The sequence below is a fragment of the Pseudomonas sp. PS1(2021) genome (assembly GCF_020405165.1).
GTDB lineage: Bacteria > Pseudomonadota > Gammaproteobacteria > Pseudomonadales > Pseudomonadaceae > Pseudomonas > Pseudomonas aeruginosa.
Genome location: NZ_CP084484.1, coordinates 2646721 through 2667303, shown reverse-complemented (window position 1 = coordinate 2667303; position 20583 = coordinate 2646721). Strand labels below are relative to the sequence as shown.

19 protein-coding genes and 3 tRNA genes are annotated in these 20583 nt (G+C 61.2%); 18 read left to right on the top strand and 4 right to left on the bottom strand.

Translation table 11 applies throughout. From position 1 onward, the window contains the following. The first annotated feature begins 37 nt into the window (after window positions 1-37). From LE197_RS12590 to LE197_RS12545, 10 genes are all read left to right on the top strand, one after another. A complete protein-coding gene (locus LE197_RS12590) occupies window positions 38-829 on the top strand; it encodes a hypothetical protein (RefSeq protein WP_226034053.1) in 792 nt (263 codons plus the stop codon). Then, entirely contained in the window at window positions 829-1131 is a 303-nt protein-coding gene (locus LE197_RS12585) for a hypothetical protein (protein ID WP_043547159.1), read from the top strand. The genes LE197_RS12590 and LE197_RS12585 overlap by 1 nt, the downstream gene beginning before the upstream one ends. Further along, the gene (locus LE197_RS12580; protein ID WP_055327995.1) at window positions 1128-1367 is read left to right on the top strand and encodes a hypothetical protein; all 240 of its coding nucleotides are present in this window, start codon (window positions 1128-1130) and stop codon (window positions 1365-1367) included. The genes LE197_RS12585 and LE197_RS12580 overlap by 4 nt, the downstream gene beginning before the upstream one ends. Window positions 1368-1493: 126 nt before the next feature. Continuing rightward, a complete protein-coding gene (locus LE197_RS12575; protein WP_033988066.1) occupies window positions 1494-1928 on the top strand; it encodes a lysozyme in 435 nt (144 codons plus the stop codon). Beyond that, on the top strand, window positions 1925-2293 hold the full coding sequence (locus LE197_RS12570; RefSeq protein ID WP_226034052.1) for a hypothetical protein: 369 nt from the start codon (window positions 1925-1927) through the stop codon (window positions 2291-2293). The genes LE197_RS12575 and LE197_RS12570 overlap by 4 nt, the downstream gene beginning before the upstream one ends. Further along, window positions 2290-2553 (top strand): hypothetical protein, encoded by a 264-nt coding sequence (locus LE197_RS12565; RefSeq protein WP_047712927.1) that lies wholly within the window; start codon window positions 2290-2292, stop codon window positions 2551-2553. The genes LE197_RS12570 and LE197_RS12565 overlap by 4 nt, the downstream gene beginning before the upstream one ends. A 35-nt stretch (window positions 2554-2588) precedes the next feature. After that, window positions 2589-2852, top strand: coding sequence for a hypothetical protein (locus LE197_RS12560; protein WP_003098120.1), 264 nt, complete (start codon window positions 2589-2591; stop codon window positions 2850-2852). Window positions 2853-2933: 81 nt separating this feature from the next. Continuing rightward, window positions 2934-3038 (top strand) — tRNA-OTHER (locus LE197_RS12555). 66 nt (window positions 3039-3104) lie between these two features. Next, window positions 3105-3180, top strand: a tRNA-His gene (locus LE197_RS12550). A 189-nt stretch (window positions 3181-3369) separates the two neighbouring features. Next, window positions 3370-3591, top strand: a complete 222-nt coding sequence (locus tag LE197_RS12545; protein WP_003087901.1) for a hypothetical protein — start codon at window positions 3370-3372, stop codon at window positions 3589-3591. A 286-nt stretch (window positions 3592-3877) separates the two neighbouring features. On the opposite strand, the gene LE197_RS12540 is transcribed toward LE197_RS12545, so the two are convergent. The 4 genes from LE197_RS12540 to LE197_RS12525 all read right to left on the bottom strand — a co-directional run bounded on the left by LE197_RS12540 (window position 3878) and on the right by LE197_RS12525 (window position 8938). After that, window positions 3878-5710, bottom strand: a complete 1833-nt coding sequence (locus LE197_RS12540; RefSeq protein ID WP_023108915.1) for a serine hydrolase domain-containing protein — start codon at window positions 5708-5710, stop codon at window positions 3878-3880. A gap of 104 nt (window positions 5711-5814) precedes the next feature. Further along, window positions 5815-7101: a sensor histidine kinase ParS gene (parS, locus tag LE197_RS12535; protein ID WP_003087912.1), complete on the bottom strand. Its 1287-nt coding sequence runs from the start codon at window positions 7099-7101 to the stop codon at window positions 5815-5817. After that, on the bottom strand, window positions 7102-7809 hold the full coding sequence (gene parR, locus LE197_RS12530) for a response regulator transcription factor ParR (RefSeq protein WP_023108914.1): 708 nt from the start codon (window positions 7807-7809) through the stop codon (window positions 7102-7104). A gap of 148 nt (window positions 7810-7957) precedes the next feature. Next, entirely contained in the window at window positions 7958-8938 is a 981-nt protein-coding gene (locus tag LE197_RS12525) for an IS5-like element ISPpu21 family transposase (RefSeq protein ID WP_019437692.1), read from the bottom strand. A 1319-nt stretch (window positions 8939-10257) separates the two neighbouring features. Here LE197_RS12525 and ltrA point away from each other — a divergent pair. The 8 genes from ltrA to LE197_RS12485 all read left to right on the top strand — a co-directional run bounded on the left by ltrA (window position 10258) and on the right by LE197_RS12485 (window position 20554). After that, entirely contained in the window at window positions 10258-11961 is a 1704-nt protein-coding gene (gene ltrA, locus LE197_RS12520) for a group II intron reverse transcriptase/maturase (RefSeq protein WP_034004593.1), read from the top strand. A gap of 129 nt (window positions 11962-12090) precedes the next feature. Further along, window positions 12091-13401, top strand: a complete 1311-nt coding sequence (gene tig, locus LE197_RS12515; protein WP_003087920.1) for a trigger factor — start codon at window positions 12091-12093, stop codon at window positions 13399-13401. 93 nt (window positions 13402-13494) lie between these two features. Beyond that, on the top strand, window positions 13495-14136 hold the full coding sequence (gene clpP, locus LE197_RS12510; protein ID WP_003098129.1) for an ATP-dependent Clp endopeptidase proteolytic subunit ClpP: 642 nt from the start codon (window positions 13495-13497) through the stop codon (window positions 14134-14136). A gap of 104 nt (window positions 14137-14240) precedes the next feature. Beyond that, window positions 14241-15521: an ATP-dependent Clp protease ATP-binding subunit ClpX gene (gene clpX / locus LE197_RS12505; protein ID WP_003087924.1), complete on the top strand. Its 1281-nt coding sequence runs from the start codon at window positions 14241-14243 to the stop codon at window positions 15519-15521. Window positions 15522-15652: 131 nt separating this feature from the next. After that, on the top strand, window positions 15653-18049 hold the full coding sequence (gene lon, locus LE197_RS12500) for an endopeptidase La (RefSeq protein ID WP_003087926.1): 2397 nt from the start codon (window positions 15653-15655) through the stop codon (window positions 18047-18049). A 135-nt stretch (window positions 18050-18184) separates the two neighbouring features. Continuing rightward, window positions 18185-18457 (top strand): nucleoid-associated protein HU-beta, encoded by a 273-nt coding sequence (hupB, locus tag LE197_RS12495; protein WP_003087931.1) that lies wholly within the window; start codon window positions 18185-18187, stop codon window positions 18455-18457. A gap of 51 nt (window positions 18458-18508) precedes the next feature. Then, a tRNA-Asp gene (locus tag LE197_RS12490) sits at window positions 18509-18585 on the top strand. Window positions 18586-18688: 103 nt separating this feature from the next. Beyond that, window positions 18689-20554, top strand: coding sequence for a SurA N-terminal domain-containing protein (locus LE197_RS12485; RefSeq protein WP_003117690.1), 1866 nt, complete (start codon window positions 18689-18691; stop codon window positions 20552-20554). The last annotated feature ends 29 nt before the right edge of the window (window positions 20555-20583 follow it).

Genomic DNA, 20583 nt, shown 5'->3' with positions numbered 1-20583 from the left:
TCCGCTTTTAGTCATGGCGTGATTACAAGGAGGCAGTATGGCTTGGTATTCCAGTGGCACAGTAACTGTGACCGCAAATAGCCCGACCGTTACCGGTGCCGGCACACAGTTCTCGTCCAATGCCCGAGTCGGCGATGCATTTCGCGGACCCGATGGACGTTGGTACGAGGTCACAAACGTCGCCAGTTCGACGGTCATCTCGATCAAGCCCAACTACCAGGGCAGCACGGCCAGCGGCCAGGCCTATGCGGTGGCGCCGATCCTGGGCTACGACAAGGACCTGTCGGATCGATTCAACTTGATCGCCAACCAGTGGGGGGCAACCCTGGCGGGGATAAAGCCCTGGGCGCTCTCTGCAAATGCGGCAGCAGCGCGGGGGGATCTCGGCCTCGGCAGTGCGGCTGTACGGGAGGCGCTCGGTAGTTCGGGCGCGCTGTACTCTCGAGACAGCATTCTGGGCGCCGTTTCGCAGTCGAGCGACGTACCGACCGGCGCGGTGATCCAGCGGGGTAGTAATGCGAACGGTGAGTTCGTGCGGTTCGCTGATGGGACGCAAATATGCTGGCACCGGTACGCTGCTGCGGTAGACGTAACCGGCGTATCCGGAAGCCTGTTCGTAACAGGCGGCACGACTCTGACATTCCCGGCCGCGTTCGTTAGCGCGCCCGTAGCCTCCGACACTACGATCAGAAATACCGGATACTATGGGCGTGGTTGGGGAGCTATATACTGGGCGAGCGCGTCAAGTTGTGAGTGGTACGGATTTTCGACAACATCTGCGCTTGCGGCATTGCTGCCGGGCTTTATCGCTACGGGGAGGTGGTTCTGATGATTATCAAGTTGTCGCCGTACGTTCCGTTACCGGGAAGCGGCGAGCGCTTAGTGCTGAGCAGGGCTGGCGATGTACTCACCGTGAACGGCCAGGCGTTCGACTTCACTCCGCTCCCGGAGGGCGGCGAGTTGCCGACCGAGGCCATTGGATCGGAGTTATTCGCTGGTCCTGTGGCGCGAAGGGATGGACGGCTGGAACTAACCCTGCGGTTCCCGCTGGCCGCTGATGCCAGTGCCGCTGCTCGCTTCCCTGAACCGTTGCTGATCGAGGCCGACGGCCCGGTGGAGTTACCGCGATGATCGACTGGGGCCAGGTAAAGACCGCTGAACAGCAGGCGCAAGAACGCTGGCAGGCTGAATACGATGCTGCAGCCATGGCTCGGGCAAATGCCTACCGGCTGGAGAGTGACCCGCTCAAGACCGAGGCCGAGTTCGACGCTATCAAGGCCGGCGTGGAACCGGACTACAGTGCTTGGGTAGCCAAGGTCGAGGAGATCAAGGCCAGGTATCCGCTGCCGGAGGCGGGCGGCGTGTAGACTACCCATTTTGAATGGGAGCATGGCCGTGCTGGTGGTGATCCTGGCCGGTAGCTGACCCGAACACCTTTCCGACGAAGATAGGCCCGCCATTGAGCGGGCTTCGTCGTTTCTGGAGACCCGTAAATGCGTACTTCCCAACGAGGCATAGACCTCATCAAATCGTTCGAGGGCCTGCGCTTGTCCGCCTATCAGGACTCGGTGGGTGTCTGGACCATCGGCTATGGCACTACGCGGGGCGTGACCCGCTACATGACGATCACCGTTGAGCAGGCCGAGCGGATGTTGGCCAATGACATTCAGCGCTTCGAGCCTGAACTGGACAAGCTGGTGAAAGTGCCGCTGAACCAGAATCAGTGGGATGCCCTGATGAGCTTCGTCTACAACCTGGGATCGGCCAATCTTGCGTCGTCCACGCTGCTCAAGCTACTGAACAAGGGTGACTACCGGGGGGCGGCGGACCAGTTCCCGCGCTGGGTGAATGCGGGAGGTAAGCGCCTGGAGGGACTGGTTAAGCGTCGAACGGCGGAACGGGCGCTGTTCCTGGAGCCGCTGTCGTGATCTCGTCCCGTGTTGTCTCGATCGCGCTGGCCTGCCTGCTACTGCTCGGCCTCGGCGCCGCCGGCGGATTCTGGATCGGCGCGCGGCACTACCGGCCGCAGTTGGATGCCGCGAGCGCGGATCTGGCTGCCTGCCGTGCCTCCCGGGGAGAGTTGGAGTCCGCAGTGGCAGAGCAGGTCCGGCAGGTTGCCGCGCTGCGCATGGCCGACGAGCAGCGCGCCAGGGAGGCAGCCCTTGCGGTGGAGCAGGGGCGGCAGCAGGCCGCGGAGCAGTATGCCGGAGCCCAACGCCTGCTGAGTCAGCGAACCGCCGGTGAGCAGTGTGCGGCCGCCGAGGCGGTCATCGATCAGGAGCTGGGTCTATGAGGGTGGCGCTGATGCTGATGATTGTCGCGCTGGTGGGATGCGCCGGCCGGCAGGAAGCCGAGCCGCGCACGGTGCGCGTAGAAGTTCCGGTGGCGGTGCCGTGCCGAGCGCCCGCGGTCGAGGTGCCGGCCTGGGCAGCGGCTGGGCTGAAGAAGAGCGACGACCTACAGACCAAGGTCCGCGCGCTGCTGGCAGAGCGTCGGCAGCGGATCGGTTACGAGGCGCAGCTACTGGCTGCGAACCAGGCCTGTCAGGATTAGGAGTAGACTACGGCCTTTTCCTACGGAGCAGGGCGATGCTGGTGATTCGATTCAAGGGCTGGTCGGTGAAACTCGACCACCAGGTGGGCAGCGCTGGGAAACATGGCATCTGGTCGTTCCACGGCTCGGAGAGCAGCTACGTCCCAGACATGCAGACGATTCTCCGGCATGCAGCTATTCGGCCTGCGGAGCCGAAAGAAGGCGGGGAGGTCGAGGTATTCATCTGTGATGCACGGATGGCGCAGGACGAATGGCGGGCGGTAGGGACCGGCGTTGCGGCCTATGAGTCGGACCGCTGAATATTGACCGTGACGGAAACGTGAAGCACGGAAATGGAAAACGTGAAAAGGAATTTCACGATTGGCACAGTTTAAGTGATTGCGGTCGGCGTAAACTGTTGTAATATAAGCGCTTCCGAGGTGCGAGACAGGATTTAGGTTCCAGCGCCGCAAGGCGTGAGAGTTCGAGTCTCTCCGTCCGCACCACCTTCAGGCTCGGCTTGTCCGGCCGCTGCGGTTGAAGCCGGAACGTCCGGCACGATTCACGATATGGTGGGCGTAGCTCAGTTGGTAGAGCACAGGATTGTGGCTCCTGGTGTCGTGGGTTCGATTCCCATCGTCCACCCCATATTTCGAAGCGCCAGGCCTTGTGCCTGGCGTTTTCGTTTGCGCTTCACGATCTCTTCTCCGCTTGCCTTTCCGGTACCCAATCCGCCCTCATGGGCGCGACGGCAGGTTGAACTTGTTCCGGGTCCGGCGCTCTTAAGCGAGCCTGTCGTTCCTGGCGGGTCCGTATATGCAGTCTGGGTGAAGCGACATGTCGATGAAATGGACCGAGCAGCGCTTGCGCAAGGCTCTCAAGCAGATGGCGAACAATCATGAATCGGCTGCGGTCGAGGTCATGCGCGCCGTCGAGCGGGCGAACGATCCGAAGCTGGCGCAGCGCCTGCTCGAGGTGATCGAGCAGATGCACCAGGATGCCGATGCGCTGCGCTCCATCGACGACGAAATCGCCAGCGGCGTGATCCGTTGCCAATGAGGCCGTAGACGCTCCGCAGTTCAGGACTTCCCGGCGGAAGCCGGCGCATCCGGCCGGTTCGCCAGTTTCGGGCGCAAGGTCGCGCCCTGGGCTGTGTTCCGGCGAACGGTATAAGGTTGGCGGCCGCGGAAGGCGAAGGCGGTGAACATGTTCGTATTCTCTCTCGGTGTGTTTCAGAAACGGTATTCCACCAGGGCGCTCGGGCCGATGCTGTCATGCCACTCTTCGGCGACAGCGGCGGAGCAGAGGCTGGCGAGCGTGCCGGCGAGGCACAGGGAGGGGCTTCTCATGGGGACTCCTTCCGTTGCAGCCAGGGACGTGCCTTGGTGTCTTGCTGGGCGAAGCGGTAGCCGAGCGCGTTCAGACCGTCGAAGTCGCGACTGAAGGTGTCTCCCAGGCCCTGGCCGCTGCCGGCCAGGACGGCGTGTGCGCTGTCGATGGGTTGCAGGATGAACTCGCCGGAGCGGGTTCCTCCGGCTTGCCCGCGCACCAGCAGGAAGCCGTCTTCGATCCTGATGCTCAGGCCGTTCAGGTAGCTGTGCCGGCCCGTGCTGGCGACGCGGTAGGTGCCGACGGCTTCGGTCCAGGCCTGGGGCAGGGGTGTCGGCTCGATGCGCTCGCCGAGGTAGGCGGCCTGGCCGTGGCGGCGGGACACCAGGATTCGGCGTTGGCCGTAGCTGACCACGTCCAGTTGCAACTGTCCGGCGCTGTCCACGCCGACGGGCCAGAATCCCAGCAGTCTTTTTCTCATCTGCAGCCAGCCCGAGGTGTCGCGCAACAATTCCACGCGTTGTTCGCCGAAATCCGCGTACAGGCGACCCCTGCGCTCGTACAGGCGAACCTGGCCTTGGCGGGTTGCGTAACGACCGTATAGCTGTCGCCGGTCCTCCGGGCTCGGCACCTTCAGTGCGGGGGCGCGCGCGGGGGTGGGCTGTACGGCGGGGCGACGAGCGCCCTGCCTGACCTGCAGCATGAGCGACGCCGCTTGCCGGGCCAGGGAGGCGGTGAGCGAACCGCGGTCATCGGCGTTGCTCATGACAATGGCGGCGAGGCGCTGTTCCGGCAGCAGAACCAGGTGGGCGCTGAATCCTGGGGTGGCGCTGGCGTACTCATAGTGACGGATGCCCCCTTCCAGCGGCGCGGAGCCGCACGGGCTGAGGAACCAGGCCAGGCCCACCTGGCAGTCGAAGTCCAGGGCATTGCCGGCGTTCTGCTGGCGGAACATCTCCTCGACGGAGTGTTTCCTGAGAAGCTGGCGCTCCTTGTGGCGCCCGTTGGCGAACAGCATGCGGACGAAGCGGCTGAGGTCGACCGGGCTGCTCCACAGATCGTTGACCGGGAGGTCGCTGGCGGAGCCGGGGCGACCGCCGCCGCTGTAGCCTTGGGCGCGTTGCGCCTGGGGCAGGGCGTTCCTGGCGAAGCTGGAGCGAGTCATCTGCAAAGGGTCCAGCAGGTGCTCGCGCATGTGCTGCTCGAAGTGCTTTCCGGTGTTGCGCTCGATGGCCGCGCCGACCAGTTCGTAGCCAAGGTTGGAATGGGCGACCTGGGTTCCCGGCGGATTGCTCAGCCAGACACCGGATACTTTCGCCGGCAGTTGGCCGAGTGAGTTCGGGCGTTCGCCGAACAGGGGCGGCAGGTGTTCGCCAGGAAGGCCGGACTGATGGCTGAGCAGCCGGCGGAAAGTGATCGCGCGATCCGCCTCGCTCTGGTCGGCATGGAAGCGTGAGCGTACGTAGAACTCGCGCAAGGTGTCCTGGAGCGGAGCGTCGAGAGAGAGTTGGCCGCGTTCGGCCAGTTGCAGGGTCGCGCTGGCGATCAGTAGCTTGGACAGGTCGCCGGCGTGGAATGCGGTGTGCTCGCTGGCGTTGATCCTGTGCTGTCGGTCGGCATAGCCGAAACCGCGAGCCCAGACCAGTTGCTGGTCGTCGACCAATGCCAGGGCCAGGCCGGGCACGTCCTGCCTTTCCATTTCCCGGCGGATGTGGCGTTGCAGATAGTCGATGACCTCGCCGTAGTTGCCCACGGCGGCGCTCGGCGCTGGCGGGGCGGGTGGCAGGCCGTGGCAGCCGCTGGTGCCGAGCAGGCAGCCGAGAAGGGGAAGGTGCATGGCGCGAAACATGGAAAACCTGGCGGAAAGGCGAGGTGTCCCATGCTAGGGCGGGCCTGGCTGGCAATCCTTACGGCTTTGTCAGCAATCTGTGAAAGATTGTTAAGCCTCCGCTGTCAACGGGGCCGCTCCCAGGTCAGGCGGAAGGAGGCGCCTCCCTGCGGCGTTTCCAGCGCTTCCGCATAGCCGCCGTGCCATTGCGCGACCCGGCGGACGATCGCCAGGCCCAGGCCGAAGCCGCCGGTGCTGCGATCGCGGCTGTCGTCCAGGCGCGAAAAGGGTTCGAAGATCTTCTGCCGGGCGTCCGCCGGTATCCCGGGGCCGTCGTCGTTGACCCGTATCTGACAGCTGTCGCCTTGATCGAGGAGGGCGATTTCGACGCGCGAGTGTGCGTGGCGAATGGCGTTGCGCAGCAGGTTGATCACGGCGCGCGCCATGAAGCGAGGCTCGATGCGGATCTGTTCGACCTGGCAGGCGCTGATCTCGCAGGTGACTCCGGCGGCTTCGGCTTCCAGGGCGACGTCGGCGACGACGCTATCCAGCCAGCTCGCGGCGTCGACGATTTCCCGGTGGCTCCCGACGTTGCCGTGCTCCAGGCGGGCGTAGGTCAGCAGTTCGGAGACCATTTCCTCCAGTTCGCCGAGGTCGGCGCGCATGTCCTCTATCAGGTCGTGGCGTACTTCGGCGTCGACCTGCTTGTTCAATTGCTCGAGTTCGAAGGACAGGCGGGAGATCGGCGTGCGCAATTCGTGGGATACCGCGTTGGTCAGTTCGCGCTGGTTGCTGATCAGGCTTTCGATGCGGTCGGCCATCTGGTTGAAGTGCTGGGCCAGGGTGCGGATATCGGAGCGTCGGAAAATGCGCGTGCGCGATGACAGGTCGCCATCGCCGAAGCGTTGCGCGGCCAGGCGCAGGGTCTCGAGGTCGCGCCAGTGCGGGCGGACCCATACCAGCAGGGCGATGCCGACCAGCACGCCGAGCAGGATGTAGGCCAGCACGGTGAACAGTGGGGTCAGCGAGGGTTCCGGCGGCAGCTTGATGTCGAGCAGCTGCGGACCCGCGTCGATGCGGCTGATGAATTCCGTAAAGTCCTCGCGTACCACCAGCAGGTTCTTGTCGAGGAGGGCCTGCTCTTCCTGCGTCAGCTTCGCCTGCCTGGCATCCGTCAGGCTCAGCTCGAGCCCGTAGTGGGGACGCCAGTCTTCGAGCTGTCGCTGGCGTCCGGCCTGGTCCAGCGGGGCCAGCTTTTCCACCAGCGAATAGGCCTGGCCGCGAACGGCGTCGCGGTGATAGTTCTCGACGATGCTGTCGTAGAACGCGTCGATGACATGGTCGACCACGAAGATCGCGGCAGCGAACCCCAGGGCCAGCAGCAGGTAGAGGCGCAGGAACAGGCGCAGCATTCAGAGTTCCCAGCCCAGCGGGTTGAACAGGTAGCCCTTGCCCCAGACGGTCTTGATCCGGACCGGCTCGCGCGGATTGTCCTTCAGTTTATTGCGCAGCTTGCTGATGCAGACGTCGACGCTGCGGTTCAGGCCGTCGAAGCCGATGCCGCGGATCTGGTTGAGGATCTCGTCGCGGGAAAGTATTTCCCCTGCCTGGTTGGCCAGCAGCCAGAGCAGCTCGAACTCCATCGTGGTCAGTTCTATGCCGCGGCCTTCGAGTTCCGCTTCGCGCCGCCGTCGGTCGATGTTCAGCTTGCCGAATGTCAGGCTTTCCGGGGAGGCGGGAAGGGGCGCGTGCCGGCGCATCAGGGCGCGCAGGCGGGCGAGCAGCACCGGTGGCTCGATCGGCTTGATCACGTAGTCGTCGGCGCCGGACTCCAGGCCGAGGATGTGATCAAGATCGTCCTCCTGGGCGGTGAGTATGAGGATCGGCAGGTTCGCGACCCGGCGGATCTCCCGGCACACCTGCAGACCATTCTGTCCGGGGAGCATGCGGTCGAGAACCACCACTTGCGGCTTGAAGTCGAGGAAAGCGGCGAACGCGGCATCACCGCGATGCACCTGGCGCACTTCGAAACCATGCTGGGAAAGGAAGCTGGCAATCAGGCGGGCGAGCTTCTGGTCGTCTTCGACGAGCAATACCTTGCTGAGGGTAGGGCAGTCCATAGGGATGGTCTGAAGTAGCCACGTATTTCTGGCCGACTACAGACCTCGCTGTTTTTTGAAGCGATCCATCGATCAAAAAGCGCTCAGATCGTCGTCTTATGTAGGGTTTTTAGCCGCTACGCGTACCCCGTAGCGGCTATTCGCCGTGTTACAGGCGCACCTCTCCTGTGTTCGCGAGTAAATGCCGCCGCGCCATCCACAGATTCGACAGCGCAAACAGCGTAATCAGTTGTGCGGTGTTCTTGGCCAGGCCACGGAAGCGCACCTTGGTGTAACCAAACTGGCGCTTGATCACCCGGAATGGATGTTCGACCTTGGCACGTACCTGCGCCTTGGCCTTCTCGATTTTGCGCTTGGCCTTGTACAGCGGGCTGCGCTTGCTCAGTTGCTGGTAAGTGCTGCGCCGCGCCGCAATCTGCCAGATGACCGAGCGGCCTGCATGCTCGGCACGCTTCTCGACGCCGGTATAGCCGGCATCGCCGCTGACCAGGTTCTCTTCGCCGTGCAGCAGCTTGTCCACCTGGGTGACATCGGCCACGTTGGCCGCCGTGCCCACCACGCTGTGTACCAGGCCGGATTCGCTGTCGGCGCCGATGTGCGCCTTCATGCCGAAGTAGTACTGGTTGCCCTTCTTGGTCTGGTGCATCTCGGGATCGCGCTTGCCGTCCTTGTTCTTGGTCGAGCTCGGCGCATGGATCAGCGTGGCGTCGACGATGGTGCCCTGGCGCAGCGACAGGCCACGGTCGCCCAGGTAGCCATTGATCACCGCCAGAATCCCGGCCGCCAGCTCGTGGCGCTCCAGCAGGCGACGGAAGTTGAGGATGGTGGTTTCGTCGGGGATACGCTCCAGGCTCAGCCCGGCGAACTGGCGCAGGATGGTCGTCTCGTACAGCGCTTCCTCCATCGCCGGGTCGCTGTAGCCGAACCAGTTCTGCAACAGATGCACGCGCAGCATCGCCATCAGCGGATAGGCGGGACGACCGCCTTCACCCTTCGGGTAGTGCGGCTCGATCAGGGCGATCAGGCCCTGCCACGGCACCACCTGTTCCATTTCGATCAGGAACAGTTCCTTGCGGGTCTGCTTGCGCTTGCCGGCGTACTCGGCGTCGGCGAAGGTCATCTGCTTCATCGGAAAGCTCTGCGGGTGAAGTCGGCGGATTTTGCCAAATCAGGAAGTCTTTTTCAGAGTTTCCATAGGGTTTCATCGGTCGGAGCGGAATCGGCTGGCATTATATGCACCCGCTTCCGGCGAAGCTCCAGCGACTCGTTCGAGACCGGGCTGCGATCGGCGGAAGCGGCCGGAAACACCCCGGGGATCCGCCTGCACCCTGGCGGGTGACTTCTGCTTTTCCCTCTACTAGAATGCATGCCCTTGGTGCGACACGCGTGGCGTGTCTCCTAAACTTCGAGGTGTAGAGTCATCTTGAAGGGTTTTCGAAAGAGAACCGAGAGCTTGGGTGCCCAATCCCAAGAAACAAAACCCTCCCAGAAGTCCAATGCCTTCAAGGACTTGCCGCAGCGGCGGTGGCAGACCCAAGGTCGATTAGCGCTCGGTGGCTCGACCACAGTACTGGATTTCCGGTATTGGAGTGCCTACTACATAACAGCCCTATTCAGGGCTAAACCCATGCGGGAGAGAATCCCCGCTGGGGTTCCCTCCTGCTTTTGAAACAGGAGGTAACAATTCTTTGAGCATGCTGCCTCGGCAGTCCCTGTTCACATCAAACCGGAGACATGAGCGAAAGCTCTGTCTGTCATTGTCCAACCATTGCCTGTTTGGAGTGGCAGCGGACTCGTTGTGCGACCAACGATAGCCTAGGAAGACATGCGTCACTGGTAACGGTGGGGTGTGAAGCTCTTCCAACAATGTAGCCCCCTGTATGGGTGCGTCTTCGCCGTGAGGCGGAGCGCAGATGCTCGGAGCAGTACCGGGTTGAGGCGCTAGGCTGGCTGGTATGGGTAACACAAGTGAACTGCTAATAAACGTCGTCAGCATTACGGTGCCTAATCTGCTGATAGGCATTAACCAAAAAGGTGATGCGACCGGTTGTTCTGGTCAAGGGTCGGAACACGTCGTCACAAAAGGTCGCCGGCGAATAGGCAGACTCTAACCCAGTCGTGTGACAGGCAGGGAACGTGGTAAGCCCGTATAGCTGCCTTCGGGCAGGTGAGCCGCAAGGTGATCCGTTGGCTGTGCGGGTATGGGATCGCAGAGAAAGCGAAAGCCGGGCTGTAATGGCCCGGATAGGGGCTGGAACATTGCTCCACGGGAAACCGGGCAGACTTCTGCGTGGTCTTTCGTCGCATGAACTCTGAGTGAACCTGTCTCAATAAACCTAGAGATCCAGTTGTAACGGATCTTCTATTAATCCAACCCTGGCGGGAGCGTCCATTCCCGTCAGGGGATGTGTGCGTCTTTCGCTTGGGGCAACTTGAGAGGAAGGCAGCATGTTAGAACATAGCCAATTGGCCGTGTCTGCGCCTTCCGGCGCTCCGCAACAATGGCATGACATCGATTGGTGGCGTGTTCAGCGGAATGTCCGGGCGATGCAGATACGGATTGCGAAGGCTTGTCGGGAAGGCAACTGGCGCAGGGTGAAAGCCTTGCAGCGGATGCTGACCCGCTCACGCTCGGCCAGATACTTGGCCGTACGGCGAGTCACTGAAAACCAGGGTAAGCGCACGGCGGGAGTCGACCGCGTGCTCTGGGATACACCCGATGCCAAATGGAAGGCGGCAAATGGGTTGAAGCGCCACGGTTATAAGCCACGGCCTTTACGACGTGTGTTTATTCCGAAGTCAAATGGAAAGGAGCGCCCTCTGGGCATTCCGACCATGACGGACAGGGCAATGCAGGCGTTGTATTTGCTTGCTCTGGCACCCATTGCAGAAACCACCGGCGATCCAAACAGCTACGGCTTTAGGATCGAGCGATCTACGGCGGATGCAATGGGGCAGTTGTTCGTATGCCTATCCAAGAAGGTTTCGGCCCAATGGGTTTTGGAGGCGGACATCAAAGGCTGCTTTGACCATATCAATCATGATTGGCTTATCACCAACGTCCCAACGGATAAGGTGATTCTCCGAAAATGGTTGAAAGCTGGCGTGATTCATAAAGGCCAGCTACAGGCAACGGATGCCGGTACGCCACAGGGCGGGATTGTCTCGCCCAGCTTGGCGAATCTGGTGCTGGATGGGCTGGAGTCACAACTTAAGCAACATCTGGGTGTGACCAAGGCCAAGAAGCTGAAAATCAATGTGGTGCGTTACGCGGATGACTTTGTGATAACCGGAACCTCGCGAGAGGTGCTGGAAACTGAAGTCAGACCTTGGGTAGAGCAGTTCCTAGCAGTGCGGGGGCTGCAGTTGTCACTCGAGAAGACGCGTGTCGTCCATATAAAGGAAGGCTTTGACTTTCTAGGTTGGAATTTCCGCAAGTACGATGGGAAGCTTCTGATCAAGCCAAGCAAGAAAAACGTGAAAGCGTTCTATAGCAAGGTAAGGGAGGTCATCAGTACCAGCAAAACGGTAAGGCAGGAGGATCTGATCCGACAGCTGAATCCGATACTGCGTGGCTGGGCGTTCTATCACCAGCCTGTGGTAGCCAAGAAAGCGTATAGCCGCATGGATTACATGATCTTTCTGGCTCTATGGCGTTGGGCAAAACGGCGACACCCTAAGAAAACACTCCAGTGGATCGGAGCAAAATACTTTAAACCCATGAAGGGGCGGAAAGGGGTGTTTGCTACCGCGACGATGAATGACAAGGGAGAGATGCGAACGATCGAGTTGTACTCGCTAGCGAGCACTCCGATCGAACGACACAAGAAGGTGAGTGGGGAGTACAACCCCTTCGATCCTTCTATGGAGGAAATGGGTGAGAAAAGGCGTATGGAACAGATGCTCAAAAGGCTGGCGTACCGTAAGCAAATTTTGAGCCTTTTCCAGAGTCAGAAAGGATTGTGTCCAATGTGTAAGTTACCGATTACGAAGGAGACGGGGTGGCATGATCACCACATTCTGTACCGCACAAAAGGCGGTGGAGACTCCCTAAATAACCGGGTACTATTGCACCCCCTTTGTCACCAGCGGCTACACGCTCGCGGATTGACAGTGAACAAACCGGCTCCCCTTACCGGGGGTTTTGATTAGGCCCGAGCCGTATGCGGGGAAACTCGCACGTACGGTTCTTAGGGGGAGGTGGGCCAGTAATGGCCCATCTCTACCCGACATTCTGGGAGCCGGAAGGACCGGCTTACGTCTGTGCAACGAGGAATATCCATGCAAGTTTCTGTTGAAAGCACTTCCGCTCTTGAGCGCCGCATGACCGTTGGTGTGCCTGCCGAGCGTATCGAGACCGAAGTCAACAAGCGTCTGCAGCAGACCGCCCGTCGTGCCAAGATTCCAGGTTTCCGCCCCGGCAAGGTGCCGATGAGTGTCATTCGTCAGCGCTACGAAGCTTCCGCGCGCCAGGAAGCCATGGGCGATCTGATCCAGGAAACCTTCTACGAAGCCGTGGTCGAGCAGAAGCTGAATCCGGCCGGTTCGCCGTCGGTAGAGCCCAAGTCCTTCGAGAAAGGCAAGGACCTGGAATACATCGCAACCTTCGAAGTCTTCCCGGAATTTACCGTTTCCGGCCTGGAAGACATCAAGGTCGAGCGCCTGCAGGCCGAAGTTTCCGATGCTGATGTCGACAACATGCTCGATGTCCTGCGCAAGCAGAACACCCGTTTCGAAGTGGTCGAGCGTGCCGCCCAGAACGATGACCAGTTGAACATCGACTTCGTCGGCAAGATCGACGGCGAAGCCTTCGCCGGCGGTTCCGCCAAGGGCACCCTGCTGGTGCTGGGCTCCGGTCGCATGATCGCCGGCTTCGAAGAAGGGCTGGTGGGGGCGAAGGCCGGTGAAGAGCGCGTGCTCAACCTGACCTTCCCCGAGGACTACCAGAACCTGGACCTGGCCAACAAGGCTGCCGAGTTCACCGTTACCGTCAATAGCGTAGCCGAGCCCAAGCTGCCGGAACTGAACGAAGAGTTCTTCGCTCTGTTCGGCGTGAAGGAAACCGGTCTCGATGGCTTCCGCGCCGAAGTGCAGAAGAACATGGAGCGCGAGCTGCGCCAGGCGATCAAGTCCAAGGTCAAGAACCAGGTCATGGAAGGTCTGCTGCAGGCCAACCCGATCGAAGTGCCCAAGGCCCTGATCGGCAACGAAGTGAACCGTCTGCGCGTGCAGGCCGTCCAGCAGTTCGGTGGCAACATCAAGCCTGACCAACTGCCGGCCGAGCTGTTCGAAGAGCAGGCCAAGCGCCGTGTGGTGCTGGGCCTGATCGTCGCCGAAGTGGTCAAGCAGCACGAGCTGAAGGCCGACGAAGGTCGCGTTCGCGAAATGATCGAGGAAATGGCCTCGGCCTACCAGGAGCCCGAGCAGGTCGTCGCCTGGTACTTCAAGAACGAGCCCCAGCTGAACGAAGTCCGTTCTGTTGTACTGGAAGAACAAGTCGTAGATACTGTCCTGCAAAAGGCCACTGTGACCGATAAGCAGGTATCCTACGAAGAAGCGGTCAAGCCGGCCGAAGCTCCGCAAGCGGCCTGATTCGTTCCTCTCGTTCGAATCCCACAAGCCAGCCTTAGTGCTGGCTTGTGCGTCTTTGAGGCTTCACTATCTGTTAGGGAGTGATCGCAAGACATGTCTCGCAACTCTTTTATTCCGCACGTTCCCGATATCCAGGCCGCCGGTGGCCTGGTGCCCATGGTGGTGGAGCAGTCCGCCCGCGGCGAGCGAGCCTACGACATCTATTCGCGCCTGCTGAAGGAGCGGATCATCTTCCTGGTCGGCCAGGTCGAGGACTACATGGCCAACCTGGTGGTTGCCCAGTTGCTGTTCCTGGAGGCTGAAAATCCCGAGAAGGACATTCATCTCTACATCAACTCGCCGGGTGGTTCGGTGACTGCCGGGATGTCCATCTACGACACCATGCAGTTCATCAAGCCCAACGTCTCGACCACCTGTATCGGCCAGGCGTGCAGCATGGGTGCCCTGCTGCTTGCGGGCGGTGCCGCCGGCAAGCGCTACTGCCTGCCGCATTCGCGGATGATGATCCACCAGCCGCTGGGCGGTTTCCAGGGCCAGGCCTCGGATATCGAGATCCATGCCAAGGAAATCCTCTTCATCAAGGAGCGTCTGAACCAGATCCTGGCGCACCACACCGGCCAGCCCCTGGACGTCATTGCCCGCGATACCGATCGTGACCGCTTCATGAGCGGTGACGAAGCCGTCAAGTATGGCCTGATCGACAAGGTCATGACCCAGCGCGACCTGGCCGTCTAAGGCTCCGCAATACTGGCGGTCGAGACATTCGGCCGCCTCGTGGGCTTGAAAATGCCCACAATTGCCTTCATCTTGTGTTTGAAGCTACCCATTGGATCGATCGAATGACTGATACCCGCAACGGCGAGGACAACGGCAAGCTGCTGTATTGCTCCTTCTGCGGCAAGAGCCAGCACGAAGTGCGCAAGTTGATTGCCGGCCCCTCGGTCTTTATCTGCGACGAGTGTGTCGACCTGTGCAATGACATCATCCGCGAGGAGGTGCAGGAAGCGCAGGCGGAAAGTAGTGGGCACAAACTTCCGGCGCCGAAAGAGATCCGCACCATCCTCGATCAGTACGTGATCGGGCAGGAGCGGGCCAAGAAGGTTCTGGCGGTAGCGGTATACAACCACTACAAGCGCCTCAACCAGCGTGACAAGAAGGACGATATCGAGCTCGGCAAGAGCAACATTCTGATGATCGGCCCAACCGGCTCGGGCAAGACCCTGCTGGCCGAGACCCTCGCACGTCTGCTGAACGTGCCGTTCACCATCGCCGATGCGACCACGCTGACGGAAGCGGGCTACGTGGGCGAGGATGTCGAGAACATCATCCAGAAACTCTTGCAGAAGTGCGATTACGATGTGGAGAAGGCCCAGATGGGCATCGTCTACATCGACGAGATCGACAAGATTTCCCGGAAATCGGACAACCCCTCCATCACTCGCGACGTCTCCGGCGAGGGTGTGCAGCAGGCCCTGCTGAAGCTCATCGAGGGTACCGTTGCCTCGGTACCGCCGCAGGGCGGTCGCAAGCATCCGCAGCAGGAGTTCCTGCAGGTCGATACGCGCAACATCCTGTTCATCTGCGGCGGCGCTTTCGCCGGTCTGGAGCGGGTCATCCAGAACCGTTCCGCGCGCGGCGGCATCGGTTTCAATGCCGAAGTGCGCAGTCAGGAGATGGGCAAGAAGGTCGGCGAGGCGTTCAAGGAAGTCGAACCGGAAGATCTCGTCAAGTTCGGTCTTATTCCCGAGTTTGTAGGGCGTTTGCCGGTGATCGCGACTCTTGATGAGCTCGACGAGGCTGCGCTCATGCAGATCCTGACCGAGCCGAAGAACGCTCTCACCAAGCAGTACGCCAAGCTGTTCGAAATGGAAGGCGTCGATCTCGAATTCCGTCCGGACGCACTCAAGGCGGTTGCCCGCAAGGCGCTCGAACGCAAGACCGGTGCACGTGGCTTGCGTTCAATTCTCGAAGGTATCCTTCTCGATACCATGTACGAGATTCCCTCCCAGCAGGATGTCAGCAAGGTGGTCATCGATGAGAGTGTCATCGATGGCTCGTCGCAACCCCTGATGATCTACGAGAACAGCGAAAAGCCAGCCAAGGCTGCGCCTGAGGCATGAAAGAGCAGGGGCCTTCGGGCCCCTTTTCTTTTCCGACTGGCACGCTTGTTTTTTCCCGGGCCTAACCCCATCTTAGGCTGAAAGGTCTTCCTATCTGTTTCGTGGCCAAGTGCCGCTGTAGAGCCGACATTATGAAAACACTCGTCGAATTGCCCTTGCTGCCGCTACGTGACGTGGTGGTGTACCCGCACATGGTCATCCCGTTGTTCGTCGGTCGGGAAAAGTCCATCGAGGCCCTGGAGGCAGCGATGACCGGCGACAAGCAAATCCTCCTGCTGGCGCAGAAAAACCCCGCGGACGATGATCCGGGCGAAGATGGCCTGTACCGCATGGGTACGGTCGCTACCGTGCTGCAGTTGCTCAAGCTGCCGGATGGCACCGTCAAGGTGCTGGTCGAAGGCGAGCAGCGCGGCCAGGTCGAGCGCTTCATCGAGGAGGAAGGGCACATTCGTGCCGCGGTCCAGGCCATCGACGACGCCAATGTCGGCGAGCGCGAGGCCGAGGTCTTCACTCGCAGCCTGCTGAGCCAGTTCGAGCAATACGTCCAGTTGGGCAAGAAAGTCCCCGCCGAGGTGCTTTCCTCGCTGAACAGCATCGACGAGCCGAGCAGGCTGGTCGATACCATGGCCGCGCACATGGCGCTGAAGATCGAGCAGAAGCAGGACATCCTGGAGATCACCGACCTGTCGTCGCGGGTTGAGCATGTCCTGGCGCTGCTGGATGCCGAGATCGACCTGCTGCAGGTGGAAAAGCGCATCCGCGGCCGGGTCAAGAAGCAGATGGAGCGCAGCCAGCGCGAGTACTACCTGAATGAGCAGATGAAGGCCATTCAGAAGGAACTCGGCGATATCGACGAAGGGCACAACGAAGTCGAGGAGCTGAAGAAGCGCATCGACGCCGCCGGCCTGACCAAGGAGGCGCACACCAAGGCCACTGCCGAGCTGAACAAGCTCAAGCAGATGTCGCCGATGTCGGCGGAAGCCACCGTGGTGCGTTCCTACATAGACTGGCTGCTGAACGTGCCGTGGAAGGCCGAGAGCAAGGTGCGCCATGATCTCGCCAAGGCGGAAGACATCCTCGATGCCGACCATTACGGCCTGGAAGAGGTCAAGGAGCGCATTCTCGAGTATCTCGCCGTGCAAAAGCGGGTGAAGAAGCTCAAGGGCCCAGTCCTTTGCCTGGTGGGGCCGCCCGGCGTGGGCAAGACCTCCCTGGCCGAATCCATCGCTCGCGCCACCAATCGCAAGTTCGTGCGCATGGCGCTCGGCGGCGTGCGTGACGAGGCCGAGATCCGCGGTCACCGTCGTACCTATATCGGCTCCATGCCGGGCCGCCTGATCCAGAAGATGACCAAGGTCGGCGTGCGCAACCCGCTGTTCCTTCTCGACGAAATCGACAAGATGGGCAGCGACATGCGCGGGGATCCCGCCTCGGCGCTGCTCGAGGTGCTCGACCCGGAGCAGAACCACAACTTCAACGATCACTACCTGGAGGTCGACTACGACCTGTCCGACGTGATGTTCCTCTGCACCGCAAACTCGATGAACATCCCAGCGCCCCTGCTGGATCGGATGGAAGTCATCCGCCTGCCGGGCTACACCGAGGACGAGAAGGTCAATATCGCCGCCAAGTACCTGATTCCAAAGCAGGTCCAGGCCAACGGCCTGAAGAAGGGCGAGCTGACCTTCGAGGAAGGCGCCCTGCGCGACATCATTCGCTACTACACCCGCGAAGCCGGGGTGCGCAGCCTCGAGCGGCAGATCGCCAAGGTCTGCCGCAAGGCGGTGAAGGAGCATGCCAAGCTCAAGCGTATCCAGGCGGTGGTGTCCAGCGAGACGCTGGAGAACTACCTCGGCGTGCGCAAGTTCCGTTATGGCCTCGCCGAACAGCAGGACCAGATCGGCCAGGTGACCGGGCTGGCCTGGACCCAGGTCGGCGGCGAGCTGCTTACCATCGAGGCGGCCGTGGTACCCGGCAAGGGCCAGTTGACCAAGACCGGATCGCTGGGCGACGTGATGGCGGAATCGATCACCGCGGCGTTGACCGTGGTGCGCAGCCGCGCCCAGAGCCTAGGAATCGCGGCGGACTTCCACGAGAAGCGTGACATCCATATCCACGTTCCGGAAGGCGCTACGCCGAAGGATGGCCCGAGCGCAGGCATCGGCATGTGCACGGCGCTGGTTTCGGCGATCACGCAGATCCCGGTGCGCGCCGACGTGGCAATGACCGGGGAGATCACCCTGCGTGGGCAGGTGCTGGCGATCGGCGGGCTGAAAGAAAAACTTTTGGCGGCGCACCGCGGCGGGATCAAGACGGTGATCATTCCCGAGGAAAATGTTCGCGACCTGAAGGAAATTCCGGACAATATTAAGAGTGATCTGGTTATTAAACCGGTTAAATGGATTGACGAAGTCCTGCAAATTGCGCTGCAATACGCCCCGGAGCCCTTGCCCGATGCGGCTCCGGAGATGGTTGCAAAGGATGAAAAACGCGAGCCTGATTCCAAGGAGCGAATTAGCACGCATTAGTCGGTAGGTATTCTTGACACTGTTTTTGGGCCCTTGTTATAAAGCGGCACTTGCTGAGTCAGTTGGCCTACCAGCGCAGAATTTCCTTACACCTAACACATAGAAACATACTCAACAGAAATAAGGGGACTTAGAGTGAACAAGTCGGAACTGATCGATGCAATTGCCGCATCTGCTGATATCCCGAAAGCTGTTGCCGGTCGCGCACTGGACGCAGTGATCGAGTCCGTCACTGGCGCCCTGAAGGCTGGTGACTCCGTCGTGCTGGTTGGTTTCGGCACCTTCGCTGTCAAAGAGCGCGCTGCTCGCACCGGTCGCAACCCGCAAACTGGCAAGCCGATCAAGATCGCCGCTGCCAAGATCCCGGGCTTCAAAGCCGGTAAAGCCCTGAAGGATGCTGTCAACTAAGCGTCTTTTTGGACTCGATCTACCCAGGTCGGCCAAGGCTGGCCTGGCTGCGGAGCGGTAGTTCAGTCGGTTAGAATACCGGCCTGTCACGCCGGGGGTCGCGGGTTCGAGTCCCGTCCGCTCCGCCAGTTACGAGAAGGCGCATCCTCGGATGCGCCTTTCTTATATCCGCATCTCTTACCCACGCCGCGCCGCCCAAGACGGCTGGTCGTGGCAGTTTTTGGGGGCTGCATGCTGCAGAACATCAGGGATAATTCCCAGGGCTGGATCGCCAAGACCATCATTGGCGTGATCATCGTTCTCCTGTCGCTGACCGGCTTCGACGCGATCATCCGGGCCACCGACCACTCCAACGTGGCCGCCAAGGTCAACGGCGACGATATCAGTCTCAATGAAGTCCAACAGGCCGTGGACATGCAGCGTCGCCAGCTGCTGCAACGCCTGGGCAAGGATTTCGATCCATCCATGCTGGATGACAAGCTGCTCAAGGAAGCGGCCCTGAAGGGGTTGATCGAGCGTACCCTGCTGCTCCAGGCCGCCAAGGACGACAAGTTCGCCTTCTCCGACCAGGCGCTGGACCAGTTGATCCTGCAAACTCCCGAGTTCCAGGTCGACGGCAAGTTCAACGCGGATCGCTTCGACCAGGTCATCCGCCAGATGAACTACAGCCGCATGCAGTTCCGCCAGATGCTCGGCCAGGAAATGCTCATCGGCCAGCTTCGCGCCGGCCTGGCGGGCACCGGTTTCGTCACCGACAACGAATTGCAGTCCTTCGCTCGCCTCGAGAAGCAGACCCGCGACTTCGCCACCCTGGCGATCAAGGCCGACGCCTCCAAGAGCAGCGTGAGCGACGACGAGGTGAAGGCCTTCTACGAAGGCCACAAGAGCGAGTTCATGACTCCCGAGCAGGTGGTCGTCGAATACGTGGAGCTGAAGAAGTCCTCCTTCTTCGACCAGGTCAAGGTGAAGCAGGAAGACCTCGAGGCGCTGTACCAGAAGGAAATCGCCAACCTTTCCGAGCAGCGCGATGCCGCACACATCCTGATCGAGGTGAACGACAAGGTCGGCGACGAGCAGGCCAAGGCGAAGATCGACGAGATCAAGGCTCGCCTGGCCAAGGGCGAGGATTTCGCCGCGCTGGCCAAGGAGTTCTCCCAGGATATCGGCTCGGCCGCCACCGGCGGTGACCTGGGCTACGCCGGTCGCGGCGTGTACGACCCCGCGTTCGAGGAGGCGCTGTATGCGCTGAAGCAAGGTGAGGTATCCGCCCCGGTGAAGACTCCGTACGGCTACCACCTGATCAAGCTGCTGGGCGTGCAGGCGCCGGAAGTACCGAGCCTGGAAAGCCTCAAGCCGAAGCTCGAGGACGAACTGAAGAAGCAGATGGTCGAGCAGCGTTTCGTCGAGGCTACCAAGGACTTGGAAAGCTCCGCCTACGAAGCCGCCGACCTGAGCCAGCCGGCGCAGGAAATGGGCCTGAAGGTCCAGACCAGCCAGCCGTTCGGACGTTCGGGGGGCGACGGCATCGCTGCCAACCGCCAGATCGTGCAGACCGCGTTCAGCCCCGAGGTGCTGGAAGAAGCGGCCAACAGTGGCGCCATCGAGCTGGATCCGGACACCGTGGTGGTGCTGCGGGTCAAGGAACACAACAAGCCGAAGGAGCAACCGCTGGAGCAGGTCGCGGCGAACATCCGCGAGCGCCTGGCCGCCGAAAAGGCCGCCGAGGAGGCGCAGAAGCGTGGCGAGGCCCTGATTGCAGAGCTGCGTGAAGGCCGTACCTCTTCCGCAGCGGGTGAGTCGTGGAAAGTGGTCGAGGCGGCCTCCCGCGGCCAGGAAGGCGTCGATCCGAAACTGCTCCAGGCGGTGTTCCGCATGCAGCGTCCGGAGGCCAAGGACAAGCCTTCGCTCTCTGGCGTGACCCTGGCCAATGGCGATTACGTGGTGATCCGCCTGAATGGCGTCAGCGAGCCGGAGGAGGCTATCTCCGACGACGAGAAGGCCATGTACCGCCGCTTCCTGGCTTCGCGCAGCGGACAGGCAGACTTCGCCGCCTTCCGCCGTCAGTTGCAGGACAAGGCGGAAGTCGAGAAATACTGAGACCGAGATGCAGAGAAAAGGCCGCTTAC